Origin of the sequence: Noviherbaspirillum sp. Root189 (assembly GCF_001428545.1) — a bacterium.
In the GTDB taxonomy this organism is placed as follows: Bacteria; Pseudomonadota; Gammaproteobacteria; order Burkholderiales; family Burkholderiaceae_D; genus Noviherbaspirillum.
In genome coordinates, this window is the sequence record NZ_LMHZ01000012.1 from 236290 (window position 1) to 252345 (window position 16056).

The 16056-nt window shown below is 56.0% G+C and carries 17 protein-coding genes; 10 read left to right on the forward strand and 7 right to left on the reverse strand.

Going from position 1 to position 16056, the window contains the following annotated elements; all coding sequences use genetic code 11:
- Positions 1–6 precede the first annotated feature (6 nt).
- Positions 7–327: a pyrimidine/purine nucleoside phosphorylase gene (ppnP, locus tag ASE07_RS08945; protein WP_057290452.1), complete on the forward strand. Its 321-nt coding sequence runs from the start codon at positions 7–9 to the stop codon at positions 325–327.
- A 101-nt stretch (positions 328–428) separates the two neighbouring features.
- Here ppnP and murB read toward each other — a convergent pair whose 3' ends face one another.
- The gene (gene murB, locus ASE07_RS08950; protein ID WP_057290453.1) at positions 429–1457 is read right to left on the reverse strand and encodes a UDP-N-acetylmuramate dehydrogenase; all 1029 of its coding nucleotides are present in this window, start codon (positions 1455–1457) and stop codon (positions 429–431) included.
- Between the two features lie 159 nt (positions 1458–1616).
- Here murB and ASE07_RS08955 point away from each other — a divergent pair, with 159 nt between their 5' ends.
- Together ASE07_RS08955 and ASE07_RS08960 are read left to right on the forward strand one after the other, a co-directional pair.
- The gene (locus tag ASE07_RS08955) at positions 1617–2102 is read left to right on the forward strand and encodes a YajQ family cyclic di-GMP-binding protein (RefSeq protein WP_057290454.1); all 486 of its coding nucleotides are present in this window, start codon (positions 1617–1619) and stop codon (positions 2100–2102) included.
- Positions 2103–2274: 172 nt separating this feature from the next.
- Positions 2275–2910 carry a retropepsin-like aspartic protease family protein gene (locus ASE07_RS08960; RefSeq protein ID WP_057290455.1) on the forward strand — a complete coding sequence of 212 codons (636 nt, stop codon included), beginning with the start codon at positions 2275–2277 and terminating at the stop codon, positions 2908–2910.
- A gap of 140 nt (positions 2911–3050) precedes the next feature.
- Here ASE07_RS08960 and aroG read toward each other — a convergent pair whose 3' ends face one another.
- Both aroG and ASE07_RS08970 read right to left on the reverse strand, forming a co-directional pair.
- Positions 3051–4112, reverse strand: a complete 1062-nt coding sequence (gene aroG, locus ASE07_RS08965; RefSeq protein ID WP_057290456.1) for a 3-deoxy-7-phosphoheptulonate synthase AroG — start codon at positions 4110–4112, stop codon at positions 3051–3053.
- A 321-nt stretch (positions 4113–4433) separates the two neighbouring features.
- Positions 4434–4931, reverse strand: a complete 498-nt coding sequence (locus ASE07_RS08970; RefSeq protein WP_057290457.1) for a redoxin domain-containing protein — start codon at positions 4929–4931, stop codon at positions 4434–4436.
- 903 nt (positions 4932–5834) lie between these two features.
- Here ASE07_RS08970 and ASE07_RS08975 point away from each other — a divergent pair.
- From ASE07_RS08975 to ASE07_RS08990, 4 genes are all read left to right on the forward strand, one after another.
- Positions 5835–7070 (forward strand): polyhydroxyalkanoate depolymerase, encoded by a 1236-nt coding sequence (locus tag ASE07_RS08975; RefSeq protein ID WP_057290580.1) that lies wholly within the window; start codon positions 5835–5837, stop codon positions 7068–7070.
- Positions 7071–7187: 117 nt separating this feature from the next.
- Positions 7188–7970: an electron transport complex subunit RsxB gene (gene rsxB / locus ASE07_RS08980; protein ID WP_082584025.1), complete on the forward strand. Its 783-nt coding sequence runs from the start codon at positions 7188–7190 to the stop codon at positions 7968–7970.
- Positions 7967–8617, forward strand: a complete 651-nt coding sequence (gene nth / locus ASE07_RS08985) for an endonuclease III (protein ID WP_057290458.1) — start codon at positions 7967–7969, stop codon at positions 8615–8617. The genes rsxB and nth overlap by 4 nt, the downstream gene beginning before the upstream one ends.
- 183 nt (positions 8618–8800) lie before the next feature.
- Positions 8801–9223: a DUF1841 family protein gene (locus ASE07_RS08990; RefSeq protein ID WP_057290459.1), complete on the forward strand. Its 423-nt coding sequence runs from the start codon at positions 8801–8803 to the stop codon at positions 9221–9223.
- A 57-nt stretch (positions 9224–9280) separates the two neighbouring features.
- Here the strand turns inward: ASE07_RS08990 and ASE07_RS08995 are convergent, their stop codons facing one another.
- From ASE07_RS08995 to ASE07_RS09010, 4 genes are all read right to left on the reverse strand, one after another.
- Positions 9281–9787 (reverse strand): Hsp20/alpha crystallin family protein, encoded by a 507-nt coding sequence (locus ASE07_RS08995; RefSeq protein WP_057290460.1) that lies wholly within the window; start codon positions 9785–9787, stop codon positions 9281–9283.
- Positions 9788–10163: 376 nt separating this feature from the next.
- Positions 10164–10505, reverse strand: a complete 342-nt coding sequence (locus ASE07_RS09000) for a c-type cytochrome (RefSeq protein ID WP_057290461.1) — start codon at positions 10503–10505, stop codon at positions 10164–10166.
- A gap of 13 nt (positions 10506–10518) precedes the next feature.
- On the reverse strand, positions 10519–10839 hold the full coding sequence (locus ASE07_RS09005; protein WP_057290462.1) for a c-type cytochrome: 321 nt from the start codon (positions 10837–10839) through the stop codon (positions 10519–10521).
- Between the two features lie 256 nt (positions 10840–11095).
- Positions 11096–13234 carry a site-specific recombinase gene (locus ASE07_RS09010; protein ID WP_057290463.1) on the reverse strand — a complete coding sequence of 713 codons (2139 nt, stop codon included), beginning with the start codon at positions 13232–13234 and terminating at the stop codon, positions 11096–11098.
- Positions 13235–13363: 129 nt separating this feature from the next.
- Here ASE07_RS09010 and ASE07_RS09015 point away from each other — a divergent pair, with 129 nt between their 5' ends.
- Genes ASE07_RS09015 through ASE07_RS09025 form a run of 3 tightly spaced genes read left to right on the forward strand, consistent with a single transcriptional unit; the run spans position 13364 to position 16013 of the window.
- A complete protein-coding gene (locus ASE07_RS09015; RefSeq protein WP_057290464.1) occupies positions 13364–14218 on the forward strand; it encodes an AAA family ATPase in 855 nt (284 codons plus the stop codon).
- A gap of 30 nt (positions 14219–14248) precedes the next feature.
- Positions 14249–14854, forward strand: a complete 606-nt coding sequence (locus tag ASE07_RS09020) for a GNAT family N-acetyltransferase (protein WP_057290465.1) — start codon at positions 14249–14251, stop codon at positions 14852–14854.
- Positions 14844–16013 carry a vWA domain-containing protein gene (locus tag ASE07_RS09025; protein ID WP_057290466.1) on the forward strand — a complete coding sequence of 390 codons (1170 nt, stop codon included), beginning with the start codon at positions 14844–14846 and terminating at the stop codon, positions 16011–16013. Before ASE07_RS09020 ends, ASE07_RS09025 begins: the two co-directional genes overlap by 11 nt.
- Positions 16014–16056: the final 43 nt, after the last annotated feature.

Below are 16056 nucleotides of genomic sequence, written 5' to 3' on the forward strand. Positions count from 1 at the left end.
AATACCATGACTACTCAATTCGACAACGTTTCCGTCGTCAAGAAAGCCAACATCTACTTCGACGGCAAGTGCATTTCGCACACCGTCCAGTTCGCTGACGGCAGCAAAAAAACCCTCGGCGTGATTTTCCCCTCCTCGCTGACGTTCAATACCGGTGCGCCGGAAATCATGGAACTCAATGCCGGCAAATGCCGCATCCGTCTGAAAGGCGAAGAAGCCTGGAATACTTTCGAAGGAGGTCAGAGCTTCAATGTGCCAGGCAATTCCAGCTTCGATATCGAAACCCTGGAAACGCTGGATTACGTCTGCCACTTCGTCACGGAGTAAGGTAAATTGGGCGTTATGGTGCGGGTGTTCCAGGGAGACTTATCGCCACTCGGAGCCCGCACTGGAACGCCGGTTCAACCTCAGGTCGAGAATCGACCAGCTCAGATGAACACCGGCTCAGGTTCGAGCCGCACCGAGAAACGCGACATCACGTCAGCTTGAATAGCTTTGGCCAGCGCGACCACATCTGCGCCTTTCGCGCCGCCGCGATTGACCAGTACCAGCGCCTGTTTTTCATACACACCCGCAGCGCCCAACGTCCTGCCTTTCCAGCCGCACTGATCGATCAGCCATCCGGCTGCCAGCTTGAAACTTCCATCCGGTTGTGCATAGCTCACCATCGTCGGATGCCTTGCCAAGAGAGCGTCGCGTTGTTCGCGTGGCACCACGGGGTTTTTGAAGAAACTGCCCACATTGCCGATCAGCGCGGGATCGGGAAGCTTGCGCGTGCGGATCGCAATCACGGCATCACTCACTTGCCTGGCGTCAGGTGTCGTTATGTCGCGTGCGGATAATTCCTGGGCCACATCCGCATAATGCAGGTTTGGGTGCCACTGGCGTGGCAGCGCGAATGTCACGTCAAGGATGACCGCACGATCCCGTAGCTCGTGCTTGAAAACGCTATCGCGATAGGCAAACCGGCAGTCTTCCGCCGAGAGTGTCAGCCGCTCACCGGTAGTGAAATCGAAAGCCGTCAGCGAATGAAAGCTGTCCTTTGTTTCAACCCCATAGGCGCCGATATTCTGGATGGGCGCTGCACCGACGCTACCGGGAATCAGCGACAGGTTTTCAAGCCCGCCGAGACCATGCGCCAGTGTCCACAATACGAACTGGTGCCAGTTCTCCCCGGCTGCCGCCCTGACATAAATAAACCGCTCATCCTCCCCGACGACGGCAATTCCCCTGGTGCTCATATGCAGCACTAGACCGGAAACATCGCCGGTCAGCAGCAGGTTGCTGCCACCGCCCAGCACCAGCCGCGGCATGCGCGACAGGTCCGGGTCCCGACGTACGGCATCAAGCATATCGTCGTCGCTTACCGGAAGGTAGAAGGCCGCCTTGGCATCGATACCAAAGGTATTGAAATGCTTCAGGGAAAAGTCTTGATGGAGTGGGAGCGCTGCAGTCATAGGTCTGAAATTATAGAGGGTCGCCAAACTAGTCACCCGTTTTTTTGTCAGCTAGAATGGGTCAGTGTTTTCAGCATGACAAGTCCCTGCCCGAGAAAACAATAGAACAACGGATAGCAGCGGGTAACAACCTAATCAACATAGCAAGAGAGAATAGCCATGCCATCTTTTGATGTCGTATCCGAAGCCAATACCGTCGAAGTCAAAAACGCCGTCGACCAGGCAAACAAGGAAATCACCAACCGCTTCGATTTCAAAGGCAGCGATGCCCGGGTCGAACAGAAGGAAAACGAACTCACGGGCTACGCCGACAGCGAATTCCAGCTGGGCCAGGTGCGCGACGTACTGACCGCCAAGATGGTCAAGCGTAATGTCGATGTACGTTTCCTTGATATTGGCAAAGTCGAAAAAATCGGCGGCGACAAGGTCAAACAGGTTATCAAGATCCGGAACGGCATCGAGACCGACGACGCAAAGAAGATCGTTCGCGTCATCAAGGACAGCAAGATGAAAGTACAGGCCAGCATCCAGGGCGACGCCGTACGTATTACCGGCGCCAAGCGCGACGACCTGCAATCCGCGATGGCTCTCTTGCGCAAGGAAGTGAGCGAATTGCCACTGGAATTCAACAACTTCCGGGACTGAACCGTCATGCGGTCCGTTTCGTGGCCCCGGCCCGCGAAACCGGCATGTGAAGCGCAAGCCTGGGAGCCGGGTATTGCCTCCGGTGTTGTTCATGGGGAATGGAAGATGCTATGCTTTTGTTGAAGCTTTCGTATTGCCGAAAGCTTCTCCATTTAACTTTCGCCTGCCATCCATGCGCTTTCCCGTTTCCGCCGCCGGCCTGCTTCTCGCAGTTTCCGCTGTCCACGCAGCCGACATCAGCGTGGTCGGCCTCTTCCCCAACAAAGCGGTACTGGTCGTCGATGGCGGTGCCCCAAAAACTTATTCAGTCGGGGCAACGATTACTGAAGGCATACGCCTGGTCAGCGCCAGCGAATCCTCGGCCACGATAGAAACCAACGGTAAACGCCAGGCGATTGCCATCGGCGATCACGTCAGCCGCAGCGGCGCATCCAACGGTCGTGTGAGCGTAACCTTGCAGGCAGATGGTCGCGGGCACTTTGTGGTGCCGGGACAGATCAACGGCGGCACGGTGCGCATGCTGCTCGACACAGGCGCAACCATGGTGGCTATTCCGGCATCCGACGCAACGCGTCTTGGCATTGATTACCGTAAGGGCCGGGTCACCTACCTCAACACAGCCAACGGAGCCGTGCCTGCTTATGCGGTCAAGCTCAATACCGTGAAGGTGGGCGACATCGAACTGAACCAGGTCGATGCGGTCGTGCAGGAGCAGGGCCTGCCCTTCATCCTCCTGGGCATGACTTTCCTGAACCGCACTGAAATGCACCGCGACGGCGAGCAGATGGTGTTGACCAAACGATTCTGAAAAAGAAACAAAAACCTCGCAATATCAGCACTTTGAGGTGTCGCAGGCTCGATTGAGATTAGCCTATTCAAAAGCCCCATCATGCGGCTTGCGCCCCGAATCAGGACGCAGTCCGCGACGCCGCCATCACACACAACTACTTATTCTCGTTCCTGCAACCTGCGCTGCTTCACGGCTTCCGCCAAACCTTCCAGCACCTTGACGCTGGAATCCCAATCAATGCAGCCGTCCGTGACAGACTGGCCGTAGGTGAGTTCCTTACCGGGAATCAGATCCTGGCGACCCGCCACCAGATGTGACTCCACCATCACACCGACAATACGCGTGTCGCCTGCGGCAATTTGCGCTGCGATGTCGGCGCAAACCGGCACCTGATTCTCGGGTTTCTTCGAGCTGTTTGCATGCGAGGCATCAATCATCAAGCGCGAAGCCAGGCCGTTTGCCGCGATTTCCTTGCAAGCGGTGTCAACGCTGGCCGCATCATAATTCGGCGCTTTGCCGCCACGCAGGATGATGTGACAATCTTCATTGCCGCTGGTAGAAACGATTGCGGAGTGGCCGCCCTTGGTCACCGAGAGAAAATGGTGGGGCTGCGACGCCGCTTTGATCGCGTCAACTGCAATCTTGATGTTGCCGTCGGTACCGTTCTTGAAACCTACCGGACAAGAGAGGCCCGATGCGAGTTCGCGGTGGACCTGGGATTCCGTGGTACGTGCACCGATCGCGCCCCAGCTGATCAGGTCGGCCACGTATTGCGGACTGATCACGTCAAGGAATTCGGTACCTGCCGGCAGGCCCAGTTCATTGATATTCATGAGCAGTTCGCGCGCCATGCGCAAGCCGTCGTTGATACGGAAACTGTTGTCCATGTAAGGATCGTTGATCAGCCCCTTCCAGCCTACCGTGGTACGTGGCTTCTCAAAATATACCCGCATGATGATTTCAAGTTCACCGGCAAAGCGATCGCGCTCCTTGACCAGGCGCCGCGCATATTCCATTGCGGCCTTGGTGTCGTGAATGGAACACGGCCCGATAACGACCATGACGCGATCGTCTTGTCCGTGCAGGATACGATGCAACGCCAACCGCGCATTGGCGGCGGTGGTAGCCACATGCTCGCTGCAGGAAAACTCGCGGATAAGGTGCGAAGGTGGAAGCAGTTCTTTCATTTCGCGAATGCGTAAGTCATCGGTGCGCGGCATGTTTTTTCTCCAGATAGAAGGGTTCAAGACTGTACAAATGAAAAAACCGCCATCGCTGGCGGTTTTTCTAGGATTCGGTTTAGCTCTTTTATTCGTGCGCTTACCGCTTCTCCACCGCCATTGGGCTGGAATAGCTAAAGTAAAAATAAAAGTAAAAGCGCGCGAAAGTCATATGTTTTCAACGATGTTGAAGCCTGTTTTAATCAATAGTGCAGCAAATCATGGCGTTTGGCAAGCCGCGAATCACAAACAGGATCACAAACATTTTCAATCGAGGTGGTCGCTTGGCCCTGCACTGACCGCATGTTGTCGATCATGCGTTTATCGCGCTGCCAGTTTTGCAATGATTTCAGCAGTGATGACTCCCGAGTACGCCACCCGTTCGCCGCGCGCATTAAACCAGTAACTGCGCGGCATTTCGCCATGCCATTTTGGATCAATCGCATAACGTAGCTGCTCAGGAGACGCATCGCCGTAAGCCCACGCGTTGCTGCTCATGCCTGTGGACTCAAGTTTCTTCTTCATTAATGCAACAGCCTGCGGATCGCCGAGGGGATCGGTTGAAAGCGTAACGACATGAAGGTCCTTGCGCTTGCGCTTTTCCTCCGCAAGGTTTTTCAGGCTCGCCTGACAGTATTCGCAGTCGAGTGACCAGACAACGAGTACAAAAGGCCTGCCCTTCTGGGTGTCGACAAGGCGCTCCATCGTATTTGCTTCGAAAGACCGGATCGCTTCCGCTTCCGCTGCCGTGGCCGTGGCCGTGATGATGGCGAGGCACAATACCGCCGATATCGCAAAACTTCTGAAGCTTACTGGCATAACCGTCTCCTGTTGATTCCATTTATCGGTACACGCTTGTCACGTGTACATAACCGCATGATACCGGCTCGTCTTGGCAAAACTAGGCGCATAGGACATTTGCTTGTTTGTGCAGGACAGCACCAGCGACGTGCACCGTTTCAACGTGATTTCCTGTCACTCCACAATATTGCCGGCCATTACTGTTGGGTGTGCGATTACATCTGTGTGAAACGTTACGCTAAAACTGACTTACCGTTATCAGGCACGAATGTACACAGTTTTTCAAAAGGCTATCCACCCCACTCCTCGCCACCGTAAAAATTACAATCGTTTTGCGTTTTTAATGCATTGCAGAATACCGTGGTGCAATTTTTTGGGAGATTTCCGGTAGATCACTTGAAATTACAGCGCAATTTGTTTCATCGTGCTCGCAAACCGTCTTGGCACGGGTCGTGCTCAGTACTTGTCAAGACGCGTTAAATAGTATGGAGACAGCCAACACTGTTGCTTTTTGGGGTAAGAGTACTGAAACCCCAACAAGCAATTGAGCGATTTAAATATCGCTGTCTTCAGGCAGAGCACATTGAAAAAAGCGGAGTTTTTTACAAGCCGAAGCGCACTTATTTGTATCTTGCTAGAAGCTTTAACGGACTCATATAGTAGCCAGGGCCCCAAGATACAGAAGGTGTTCTAGTCCGTTGCTGCCGCTGCTGATTTCTGTGCTATGTTACTTATCGGAAAGAGCTGGTCTGGTGAACGCTGAGCGTTCATCAAGCATGTCTTGATTGTTTGGCAAAATCCGACCGACCGGTCAGACTATTTTTTGACGAAAACAACCGAAAATTGTAAATGATGCATTGCAGCAAGGAAAATTTCGCTGCAGAATCTAGCGATACCGGTACCCCCCTGAAAGAGGCCACTATGCTTTATCAATTCCACGAGCTGAATCGGACTTTCCTGAACCCGCTTATTCAATGGGCGGAAGCCTCTGCCAAGCTCTTCACGAATCCAGTCTCGCCTCTTGCGCATACGCCTTATGCGCAGCGCATCGCTGCCGGCTACGAATTACTGTACCGACTAGGCAAGGATTACGAAAAGCCGGAGTTCGGTATCAAAACCGTTCCCGTCGCCGGCAAACCGGTTGGCGTGCTCGAAGAAATCGAGGAACAGAGACCTTTCTGTCGCCTGATCCATTTCAAGAAAGACCTGAGCAGCAAACAGTTTGCCAGCCTCAAGCAGCCAACGGTGCTTCTGGTCGCGCCACTGTCTGGCCACCACTCGACACTGCTACGCGATACCGTACGCGCCTTGCTGTCGGAACATGACGTTTTCATCACCGACTGGACCGACGCCCGCATGGTGCCGATGAGCGACGGCGCTTTCCACCTGCACGATTACATCTATTACGTGCAGGATTTCATCCGCCGCCTTGGCCCCGACGTGCATGTGATTTCCGTCTGCCAGCCGACTGTGCCGGTGCTGGCCGCGATTTCGCTGATGGCCAGCGCCAACGATCCCAAGCTGCCCAAGAGCATGACGATGATGGGCGGCCCGATCGACCCGCGCCGTTCACCGACGCAGGTGAATGATCTGGCAACCGAAAAGCCCTACTCCTGGTTCGAGACCAAGGTCATTTACAGCGTCCCGCCTAACTATCCCGGCTTTGGCCGCAAGGTCTATCCCGGCTTCCTGCAGCATGCCGGCTTTGTTGCCATGAACCCTGGCCGCCATGCGCAAAGCCACTGGGATTTCTACATGCATCTGCGCGAAGGCGACAACGAGTCGGCGGAAGAACATCGCAAGTTCTACGATGAGTACAACGCGGTCCTTGATATGCCAGCCGAGTATTACCTTGAGACGATCAAGACGGTATTCCAGGAATTCAACTTGCCCAAAGGCACCTGGGAAGTCGAAGGCAAACTGGTACGTCCGCAGGACATCAAGAACGTCGCGTTGTTTACGATTGAAGGCGAGCTTGACGATATTTCCGGCACTGGACAGACCCAGGCAGCACATGATCTGTGCTCGAGCATTCCCGAGTCGAAGAAACAACACTTCACCGCACCCAAGTGCGGTCACTACGGCATTTTCTCCGGCCGCCGCTGGCGCGAAGTGATCTGTCCGAAGATTGGCGAATTTATCAAGGCCAACTCCTGATTCAACGCCTGGACGTATAGCTCTCCGAAAAAGCCGTTCGCAGATAGCGAACGGCTTTTTTATTTGTGGCAGCAGCGGTTTCCCGGGATAATCGTCTTTTTCCCCGCAAAACCTGCCGTGTCCCACATTCCCACCCTGGCCGACGAGATCGAAAACCTGTTGCCGCAGACGCAGTGTACAAAATGCGGCTATGCCGCCTGCCGTCCCTATGCCGAAGCGGTCGCCGCTGGTGACGCCAACTATAACCAGTGCCCGCCTGGTGGCATGGAAGGTGTGGCGCGTCTCGCCGCTTTACTCGGCAAACCCGTCATTCCGCTCAATCCAGTCAATGGTGTCGAACGGCCGCGTCCGGTTGCCGTGATCGATGAATCCTTGTGCATAGGTTGCACGTTGTGCATTCAGGCTTGCCCTGTCGATGCCATTGTCGGCGCGGCCAAGCATATGCATAGCGTGGTTCCGGATCTCTGTACCGGTTGCGATCTTTGCGTCGCGCCCTGCCCTGTCGATTGCATTGCGATGGTCGACCTCACGCCAGGCAAGACCGGCTGGGCGGCGTGGTCGCAGCAACAAGCCGACGCCGCCCGTGAGCGGCATCAGTTCAGGATTTTTCGCCTGCGTCGTGACAAGGAAGAAAACGATGCACGCCTGGCAGCAAAAGCCGCCGCGAAACTGAAGGCGGTAGAAGCCGAATCGACGCTGACACCCGAGGAGAAGGCGGCGCAGGAGCGTAAAAAAGCCATCATCCAGGCAGCAATGGAGCGCGCCCGCCTTCAGAAAGAAAAGATGGCCGCCATGCCGGCGCCGGCGACGACCACCATGAACGACTTATCGCGTGGCGTGCGCAAGCAGGTTGCCGATATCAACAGCAAGCTCGACGAACAAGCGAACGACCAGCAATGAACGCCGTAAAACGCCTGGAAATTTTCAGACGCTTCCACCAAGCGAATCCCCATCCAACCACCGAACTCGAGTACACGACGCCTTTCGAACTGCTGATATCGGTCATCCTGTCGGCGCAGGCCACCGATGTATCGGTCAACAAGGCGACCCGCAGGCTCTACCCGGTCGCGAACACGCCCGCTGCCATCTACGCGCTGGGTGTTGAGGAGCTCGAAACCTACATCAAGACGATCGGGCTGTATCGCACAAAAGCAAAGAACGTCATCGAAACCTGCCGCATTCTGATCGAGCAGCACGGTGGCGAAGTGCCGCGTTCGCGTGAAGCGCTGGAGGCCCTGCCTGGGGTGGGCCGCAAGACGGCGAATGTGGTGTTGAATACCGCATTCGGTGAGCCGACCATCGCGGTGGATACCCACATCTTCCGCGTGTCGAACCGTACCAACCTCGCGCCCGGCAAGAATGTCGATGAGGTCGAGCAGAAGCTGCTCAAGTTTGTGCCGGATGAATTCCGGCACGATGCGCATCACTGGCTGATCCTGCATGGACGTTACACCTGCATCGCGCGCAAGCCGCAATGCTGGAACTGCATCATTGCCGATCTTTGCGAGTACAAAGACAAGACGCCGCTGCCTGAAAAAGGCGTTTAGAGGTTTAGAGGTTTAGAGGTTTAGAGGTTTAGAGGTTTAGAGGTTTAGAGGTTTAGAGGTTTAGAGGTTTAGAGGTTTAGAGGTTTAGAGAAGTCTGCAATGCGGGCACGCTGGCGTATCGCCTGCCGTCATCGGACGCAGGCGATACAATGACGCCTTGTTTTTACGGCTGAGCCATTGACGATGTTTACCCCTTCACAACATGACGTTCGTCGCTTCTTTTGCGAAACTTTTCGCAAGGTGCGCGCGAACGAAATTCTGACGCCGCTGGAAGCGATTGCACGCGACTGGATCGTCCAGCATCAGGAATATGAGGATGATCTGTCGGATGTCGAAAACGCGCTGGCTGCTGACTATTCGGTCGAACGCGGGCAAAGCAATCCCTTCCTGCATCTGTCCATGCATCTGTCCATCGCGGAACAGATTTCTATCGACCAGCCGCCGGGAATACGCGCAGCCTTTCTCGGGCTGGCGCAGCGATTAGGGTCTGAACACGACGCGCATCACGAAATGATGGAATGCCTCGGTGAAATGATCTGGAATTCGCAGCGCAGCGGCATGCCGCCGGATGGCGTAGCGTATATCGAGTGTGTGAAGCGGCGCTGATCGCCAGGCCGCTTCCGTTGCACAACCGGTGTACCACAGCCGACTTTTGCCCGACCGTCATTCAACCTTGATCGACATCTTGCGCGGTTTTTCAAAATCCGCCTTGGGTAACTCCACCCGCAGCACACCGTTGCGATACGTCGCCTGCGCCTGGTCCGCAATCACGGCAACCGGCAATGGAAATACACGGCGAAAACCGCCGTACGCGCATTGCAGCACGCGGTAACGGCCTTCGGTACTTTCACGCTCGAAACGTTTCTCGCCATTGACGATCAGGGTTCCATCCTGCACCTCGATATCGAGGTCGCTCTTGTCGATGCCAGGAATCTCCAGTTTGACGATCACGCGCTTTTCGTCTTCAAATAAGTCGCCTCCCAACATCGACCAGGTACCTGACGGTATGAAAAACGCGTCGTCCACCTCGGTCCGCGCAGGAAGGCTGGTCGTATCGCCGGGCTTGAAGCGCGTCAGCGCGCTGGATGCCGACTGTCGCATATGCTGCCAGCCTTCCGCCATCGAATCCCAGAACGACGTCAGTCCTTGCTTCAGCTCATCCAGTTTCATATCAACCTCCTTACCTTGATAAGAATGCCAACCGCGGCCAGCTTATACCGGCGCGGCACAATCGTTTCCCTCTATTGCCTTGGATATCATCCAGGCGGGAGTGTTCAACTGTCAGCCCAGCCATGCGGAAGCTGTCACCAGACTATTGACAGGCCAGTCGCATGGTGGGAAGGCGGGAAGGCGGTGCCAAAAGGAAATAAAGCAGCGAAGTGAAGGGACTGACAATGCAGCCGGCCAGGAAAACTATTGTTTCCTGAACCCGGAGACGAAAAATGCCACGACATGCGTGGCATTTTGTAGGGACTGGCTTGCGGCACGCTTTTGTGTCGCTGTAATACCGCTGTTGTATCGCAGCTGACTTCGAGCGTTTTTGTTTTTATTTACGCAGTACCAGCGAACCAGGCAGGCTGTGCAGGTAAGCGGCGATGTTCTGGATGTCCTGACGGGACAGGGGTTTTGCCTGCGCACCCATGATTGCATTACCGCGGCCATTGGCGCCATCGGCACCACGCTTGTATTCAGTCAGCGCTACAGCCAGGTAATCCTGATGTTGGCCCGCAAGCTTCGGATAGCTTGGATCGATGGGTGAATTGTAGTCCTTGCCGTGACAGGAAGCGCAATTGTACTTTTCAGCTGCGGCCTTACCTTGTTCGATATTACCGGCGGCGAATGCGTTGAACGACAGCAGCACGGCTGCGCCTGCGAGAATCTTTTTCATTATCGGTCCCCTCTTATTTCTGCTGTGCGTAATAGGCTGCCACATCGGCGATATCCTGATCCGACAGGCCGGCAGCGATGCCGCGCATGCTTGGATGCTTGCGCTCGCCCTTTTTATACGCATTCAGCGCGTTCTCGATATATTTGGCCGACTGGCCACCCAGCATGGGCACCTGATAGACCTCGGGGAATGTAGCCTTGTAACCGGGGATGCCATGGCAGCCGATACACATTGCCACCTTATTTTCTGCTGCCTTGGCGTTGCCGACGATGTCTGCCGCGGCAGCGAAGTTCGCAACACCCGCAAGCGCGAGAAGCGCAAAGATTTTTTTCATGATAGCTGGGTAATTAATACGAATTTTCAAAACTTATCCGCAAGGGATTCGACTGACCCGAGCACCGTAGACAGACTGGTGTAAATCGGGTTCGCGGACGGCGCCGGTCGAATCGCTGGCGGATAAACTTTAAGCGCGGCCGCTGAAACAGACGGTTGTTGCTTTCACGCACCAAAACCGCTTAATTCTACATTAAGACTCCCGGGGAGTCCACGCCGCCATGACGGGACGCAAACTCTCCGGGAAATTGCAGTTGTCACCGGTCGGATCCGGTACGCCGCTCTTCTTCGGGCGGCTGCTCGACGGCAGGCTGCGTCGGCAAGGCTTCCACACTGCTCTCGCGCCGCTCCGGAAACAGGAACAGCCATGGCGACGCCGCGAATCGCCGCAGCACCGAGCGATACACCAGTCGTTGCACGCGCCGCGGGACGTCGCGCGCACGCAATGCCAGCGCGAGCGCACAGGCAAACGCAACACCCACATTCAGCGCGCCGATACCCAGGATGCCGAAGACGGCCAGCCAGAACTCAGGTGTCAGCAGAACATGCCATCCAAGGCTGGCGACCGCAGCCGTAAGCGTGCCGGTTGCCAGGGTCACGTGCCGGACATCCAGCGGCAGCCCGAAAAATTGCGCAAGCACCGGAGACATGCCGAGCAAGACCGCAAGCGACACATTGCCGGACACGCTGGCAACGTGTCTTTCGATCCACTTCGCGCACCGCTCCGCCCGCGTCGTACCCAGTGCGTGCACCAGGCGGCGATGATGCGTGATGGATTCCCGTACCTTGCGCAACGCGAACCAGTTGTCGGCAAAACCGGCAGCCAGGCTGGATATCCAGAGAAGCACCCCGGTAAAGGCCGCGTACAGCGGGGTCGGGCCGACCAGCGAAAAACTGTTTATCGATGCCGTGGCTTTGACCGGGTCCATGACCGGCGAGCCGACCGCGTAGATAAACACCAGGGAAATGGCCAGCATCGCCGGAATGACAGCAATCAGGTTGCCAAACACGGCAGCAGCCTGCGAACGCAACAGGTAGGCGATTTCCTGCATCAGCTTGCGCAAACCTTCAAGGGTGTCCAGCGACTGCATCTTTGCCGCCAAGGCTGGCGCCGTGATGGCCGGCTGCTTGGTCGCGAGCGTACCCCCGACTGCTGAAATCAAGAGGAAACTCGACGCATAATTGAGCGACGCGAATGCACCCTCGAAAAAGCGTGCGGCACCTCCGGCGGGAAGGATGCCCTTGACCAGTACGGTAAAGGCAGTCAGCGTGCCGCCGCGCAAAGCCGCTTTGAACATCGCGCGGTATTCAGTGCGGTCGCGTGCGATGTAGTGCTCCCCATGGTCGGCATTACGCTCGACCATTTTGCGCGCCAACAGAGAAAAACTCCGCCCGGCCAAGCCCTGCACAGAGGCGCGGTGATGATGAGCTTCGATCAGGTCGATGAGCAAAGCATGAACCTGTGCCGCGCTCTCTTCCTCGGGCAGCGCGGAGCGCAAGTCGATCAGTCGCGACATACGGTTCAATTGAGCGCGCATGCGCTCGACCCGATAAACCAGGCTGACCGATACGCCATGCTCATCCAGATCGGCGTAGATGCGATCCGTCTGCGCCTGACAGACGGCAATCAGCATGCGTACGCTGCGCAGGGAGGACTCGTCATGCACGCCGGAGAGCAGGTATTTTTCAAGTTCGCGTCGCAAGGCAAAGAAAGGCGTTGCCTGTAGCGGCATTCGTGGTTCCAGGCGCTGCCGGAATTCGGAACTGACGCCGACCGCAATGACCATCGACACCAGATAGGTTAAAGCTTCATCGATTTGCTGACGATAGTTGTGCGCAATCGCTTCATCGGCACAGAGCTTCCAGATGCGCGTCAATGTATTTTGATCAAGACCGAGCAGCCAGTCGGCATCGGCGGGCTTGGGAAACATTGCCGTGAAGAGCGTTGACAAATCCTGCTTACCCGGCGGACGTGGCAGCAGCATGCGAATGACGCGCTCCCACAGTTCGCTGAAAAAAGCCGGCTCGCGCGGCAGGCCGGTAACGCAGAACAGTTCGGGACCAACCGCCTCGCGCAGCGTTTTCTGCAATGTCGCCTGCACAATCCTTTTGGTATCGCGGTTGCGGTCCAGCCAATCAAGCAGAAAGCGTGTGCGCTGATGCCTCAGCCGCTCCCATGTGTCGGCGTCAGGGATGCCATCGCGTGGCGTCATTCTGAGCCATTGTGCGATATCGATCATCCAGTTTGCGCGCTCGTTCCACGAAGCGAAAGGATCGGCGCGACGCATCAGCGCCTGGATTTGCGCCACATAACGGAGATGATGGTCGTTGTATGCCGGTGAGCTGCGTCGGAAACGACGCCAGATCACCTTTAACTTCATCAGGGATATTTTCATGTTGTGGCTATCTGGTGGGAAAAGTGAGCAAATTCGGCGTACCCCGAGCGTTTCGGGCGTTCTGCCGGCCTCCGCGTTCTCGCTTATACTTGTTCTTGTTTCTTCTACTTCTTCTGGACAACACCCGCCATGCGACAAGATACCCGCTTTGAAGGTTCCCAAAATTATGTAGCCACCAACGACCTGAAGCTCGCCGTCAATGCGGCGCTGACGCTGCAGCGCCCTCTGCTGATCAAGGGCGAGCCGGGTACGGGCAAGACCATGCTGGCGGAAGAAGTCGCCGCTGCGCTGGGCATGCCGCTACTCCAGTGGCACATCAAATCCACCACCAAGGCCCAGCAGGGCTTGTATGAATACGATGCGGTGTCGCGACTGCGCGATTCGCAACTCGGCGACGAACGAGTCAAGGACATTCACAACTACATCGTTAAAGGCGTGTTGTGGCAAGCCTTTACGGCGGATGAACAAGTTGTGCTGCTGATTGATGAAATCGATAAGGCCGACATCGAGTTCCCGAACGACTTGCTGCGCGAACTCGACCGTATGGAGTTTTACGTGTACGAAACACGCGAGATGGTCAAGGCAAAAAATCGCCCGCTGGTGATCATCACTTCGAACAATGAGAAGGAATTGCCGGACGCCTTCCTGCGCCGCTGCTTCTTCCATTACATCAAGTTTCCGGACAAGGACACGATGCAGCAGATCGTCGACGTTCACTTCCCCGATCTGAAAAAGGATTTGCTGGCTCAAGCGCTGCAGACCTTTTACGAAGTGCGTGAAGTCGCCGGCCTGAAGAAGAAGCCGTCGACATCCGAGCTCCTCGACTGGCTCAAGCTGCTGCTGGCGGAAGACATTCCGGCGGAAGCGCTGCGCAGCAAGGATGCCAAGAGCATCGTCCCACCGCTGCATGGCGCGCTGCTGAAAAATGAACAGGACGTGCATCTGTTTGAACGCCTGGTATTCATGTCGCGTACCAATCGTTGAACCGTTGTTAAGGCACCGAGGCAATAGTCCATGAATTTTGTTGAACAGGTCACGCTGCAGGGACGGTATGCGACATTGGAGCCGCTGGCGCCGCAGCACGCGGACGAAATCCGCGTCGCTGTCCAGGACGGCGAACTGTGGAAGCTTTTCTTCACCATGGTGCCGAAGCCGGAAGCCGTACAGGACTACATCGACGGCTTGCTCGCATTGCGTGAGCGCGGCCTCGCCTTTCCATTTGCGGTGCGTGACAACAAGAGCGGACGCATTATCGGCGGCAGCCGCTACCTGAACATCGACGCAGCGCATCGCCGTGTCGAGATCGGCGGCACCTGGTATGCAAAGAGCATGCAGCGCAGCGGCATCAATACGGAATGCAAGCTGATGATGCTGACACATGCGTTCGAGAAGCTCGACTGCATCGCGGTCGAATTCCGCACTGACTGGTTCAACCATCGTTCGCAGTCAGCGATCGAGCGCCTCGGCGCCAAGCGTGACGGCGTGCTGCGCAATCACATGATCATGGCCGATGGCCGCATCCGCGACACCGTCGTGTACAGCATCATCCGCAATGAATGGCCGGGAGTGAAAACCAACCTGCAATTCAAACTGGAGGCAGGAGAGTCCCATGTTGATTGATTTTTTCTTTACCCTCAAGGATGCCAAGATCCCGGTGTCGATCAAGGAATTCCTGATCCTGCTCGAAGCGATGCAAAAGAACGTCATCAGTCCTTCGCTCGACGATTTTTACTTCCTGTCCCGGACCACTCTTGTCAAGGACGAGGCGCATTACGACAAGTTCGACAAGGCCTTCGGCCTGTACTTCCGCGGCATCGATGCGATCTTTGAAAAGCATCCCGAGATCCCGCTCGAGTGGCTGCAAAAACGCATGGAGCGCGAACTGACTCCCGAGCAAAAGGCTGCCATCGAGAAGTTTGGCTACGACAAACTGATGGACCGCCTGAAGGAGTTGCTGAAGGAGCAGAAGGAACGCCATGAGGGCGGCAACAAATGGATCGGCACCGGCGGCACATCCCCGTTCGGAAACGGCGGTCAGAATCCGGAAGGCATACGCATCGGCGGCGAAGGCGGCAACCGTACCGCGGTGAAGGTATGGGAAGCGCGTTCCTATCGCGATTACGACGATGAGCGTGAACTCGGCACCCGTAACATCAAGGTTGCGCTGCGCCGTCTGCGCAAGTTCGCGCGTGAAGGCGCCGAAGAAGAACTGGCGCTCGACGATACGATCCGCGCCACCGCCAACAATGCCGGCTACCTTGACATCAAGATGCAACCGGAACGCAAGAACAACATCAAGGTGCTGATGCTGCTGGATGTCGGCGGCACGATGGACGACCACATTGCCCGTACCGAGGAACTGTTTTCGGCCGCGAAAACGGAATTCAAGAACATGGAGTTCTTTTACTTCCACAACTGTGTCTATGACTACCTGTGGAAGAACAACCGGCGCCGGCATGCGGAGCGCTTTCCGACATGGGACATCCTGCGCAAGTACACACCGGATACCAAAGTGATCTTCGTTGGCGATGCGACCATGAGCCCGTACGAGATTTTGCAGCCGGGCGGTTCGGTGGAGTACAACAACGAGGAAGCCGGCGCGGAATGGCTGCAGCGTTTCACCAGCACGTTTCCGAAGTTCATCTGGCTCAATCCGGAACCGGAAGGCCTTTGGCAGTATCGCCAGTCGATTGCAGTAATTCGTCAGCTGATGAACAACCGGATGTTCCCGGTTACCATCGAAGGCCTGGAACGCGGCATGCGACTGCTTAGCAAATAAGCAAATATTGGCGAGCACGCCGGGATGCCTTCCCGGCTGCGGC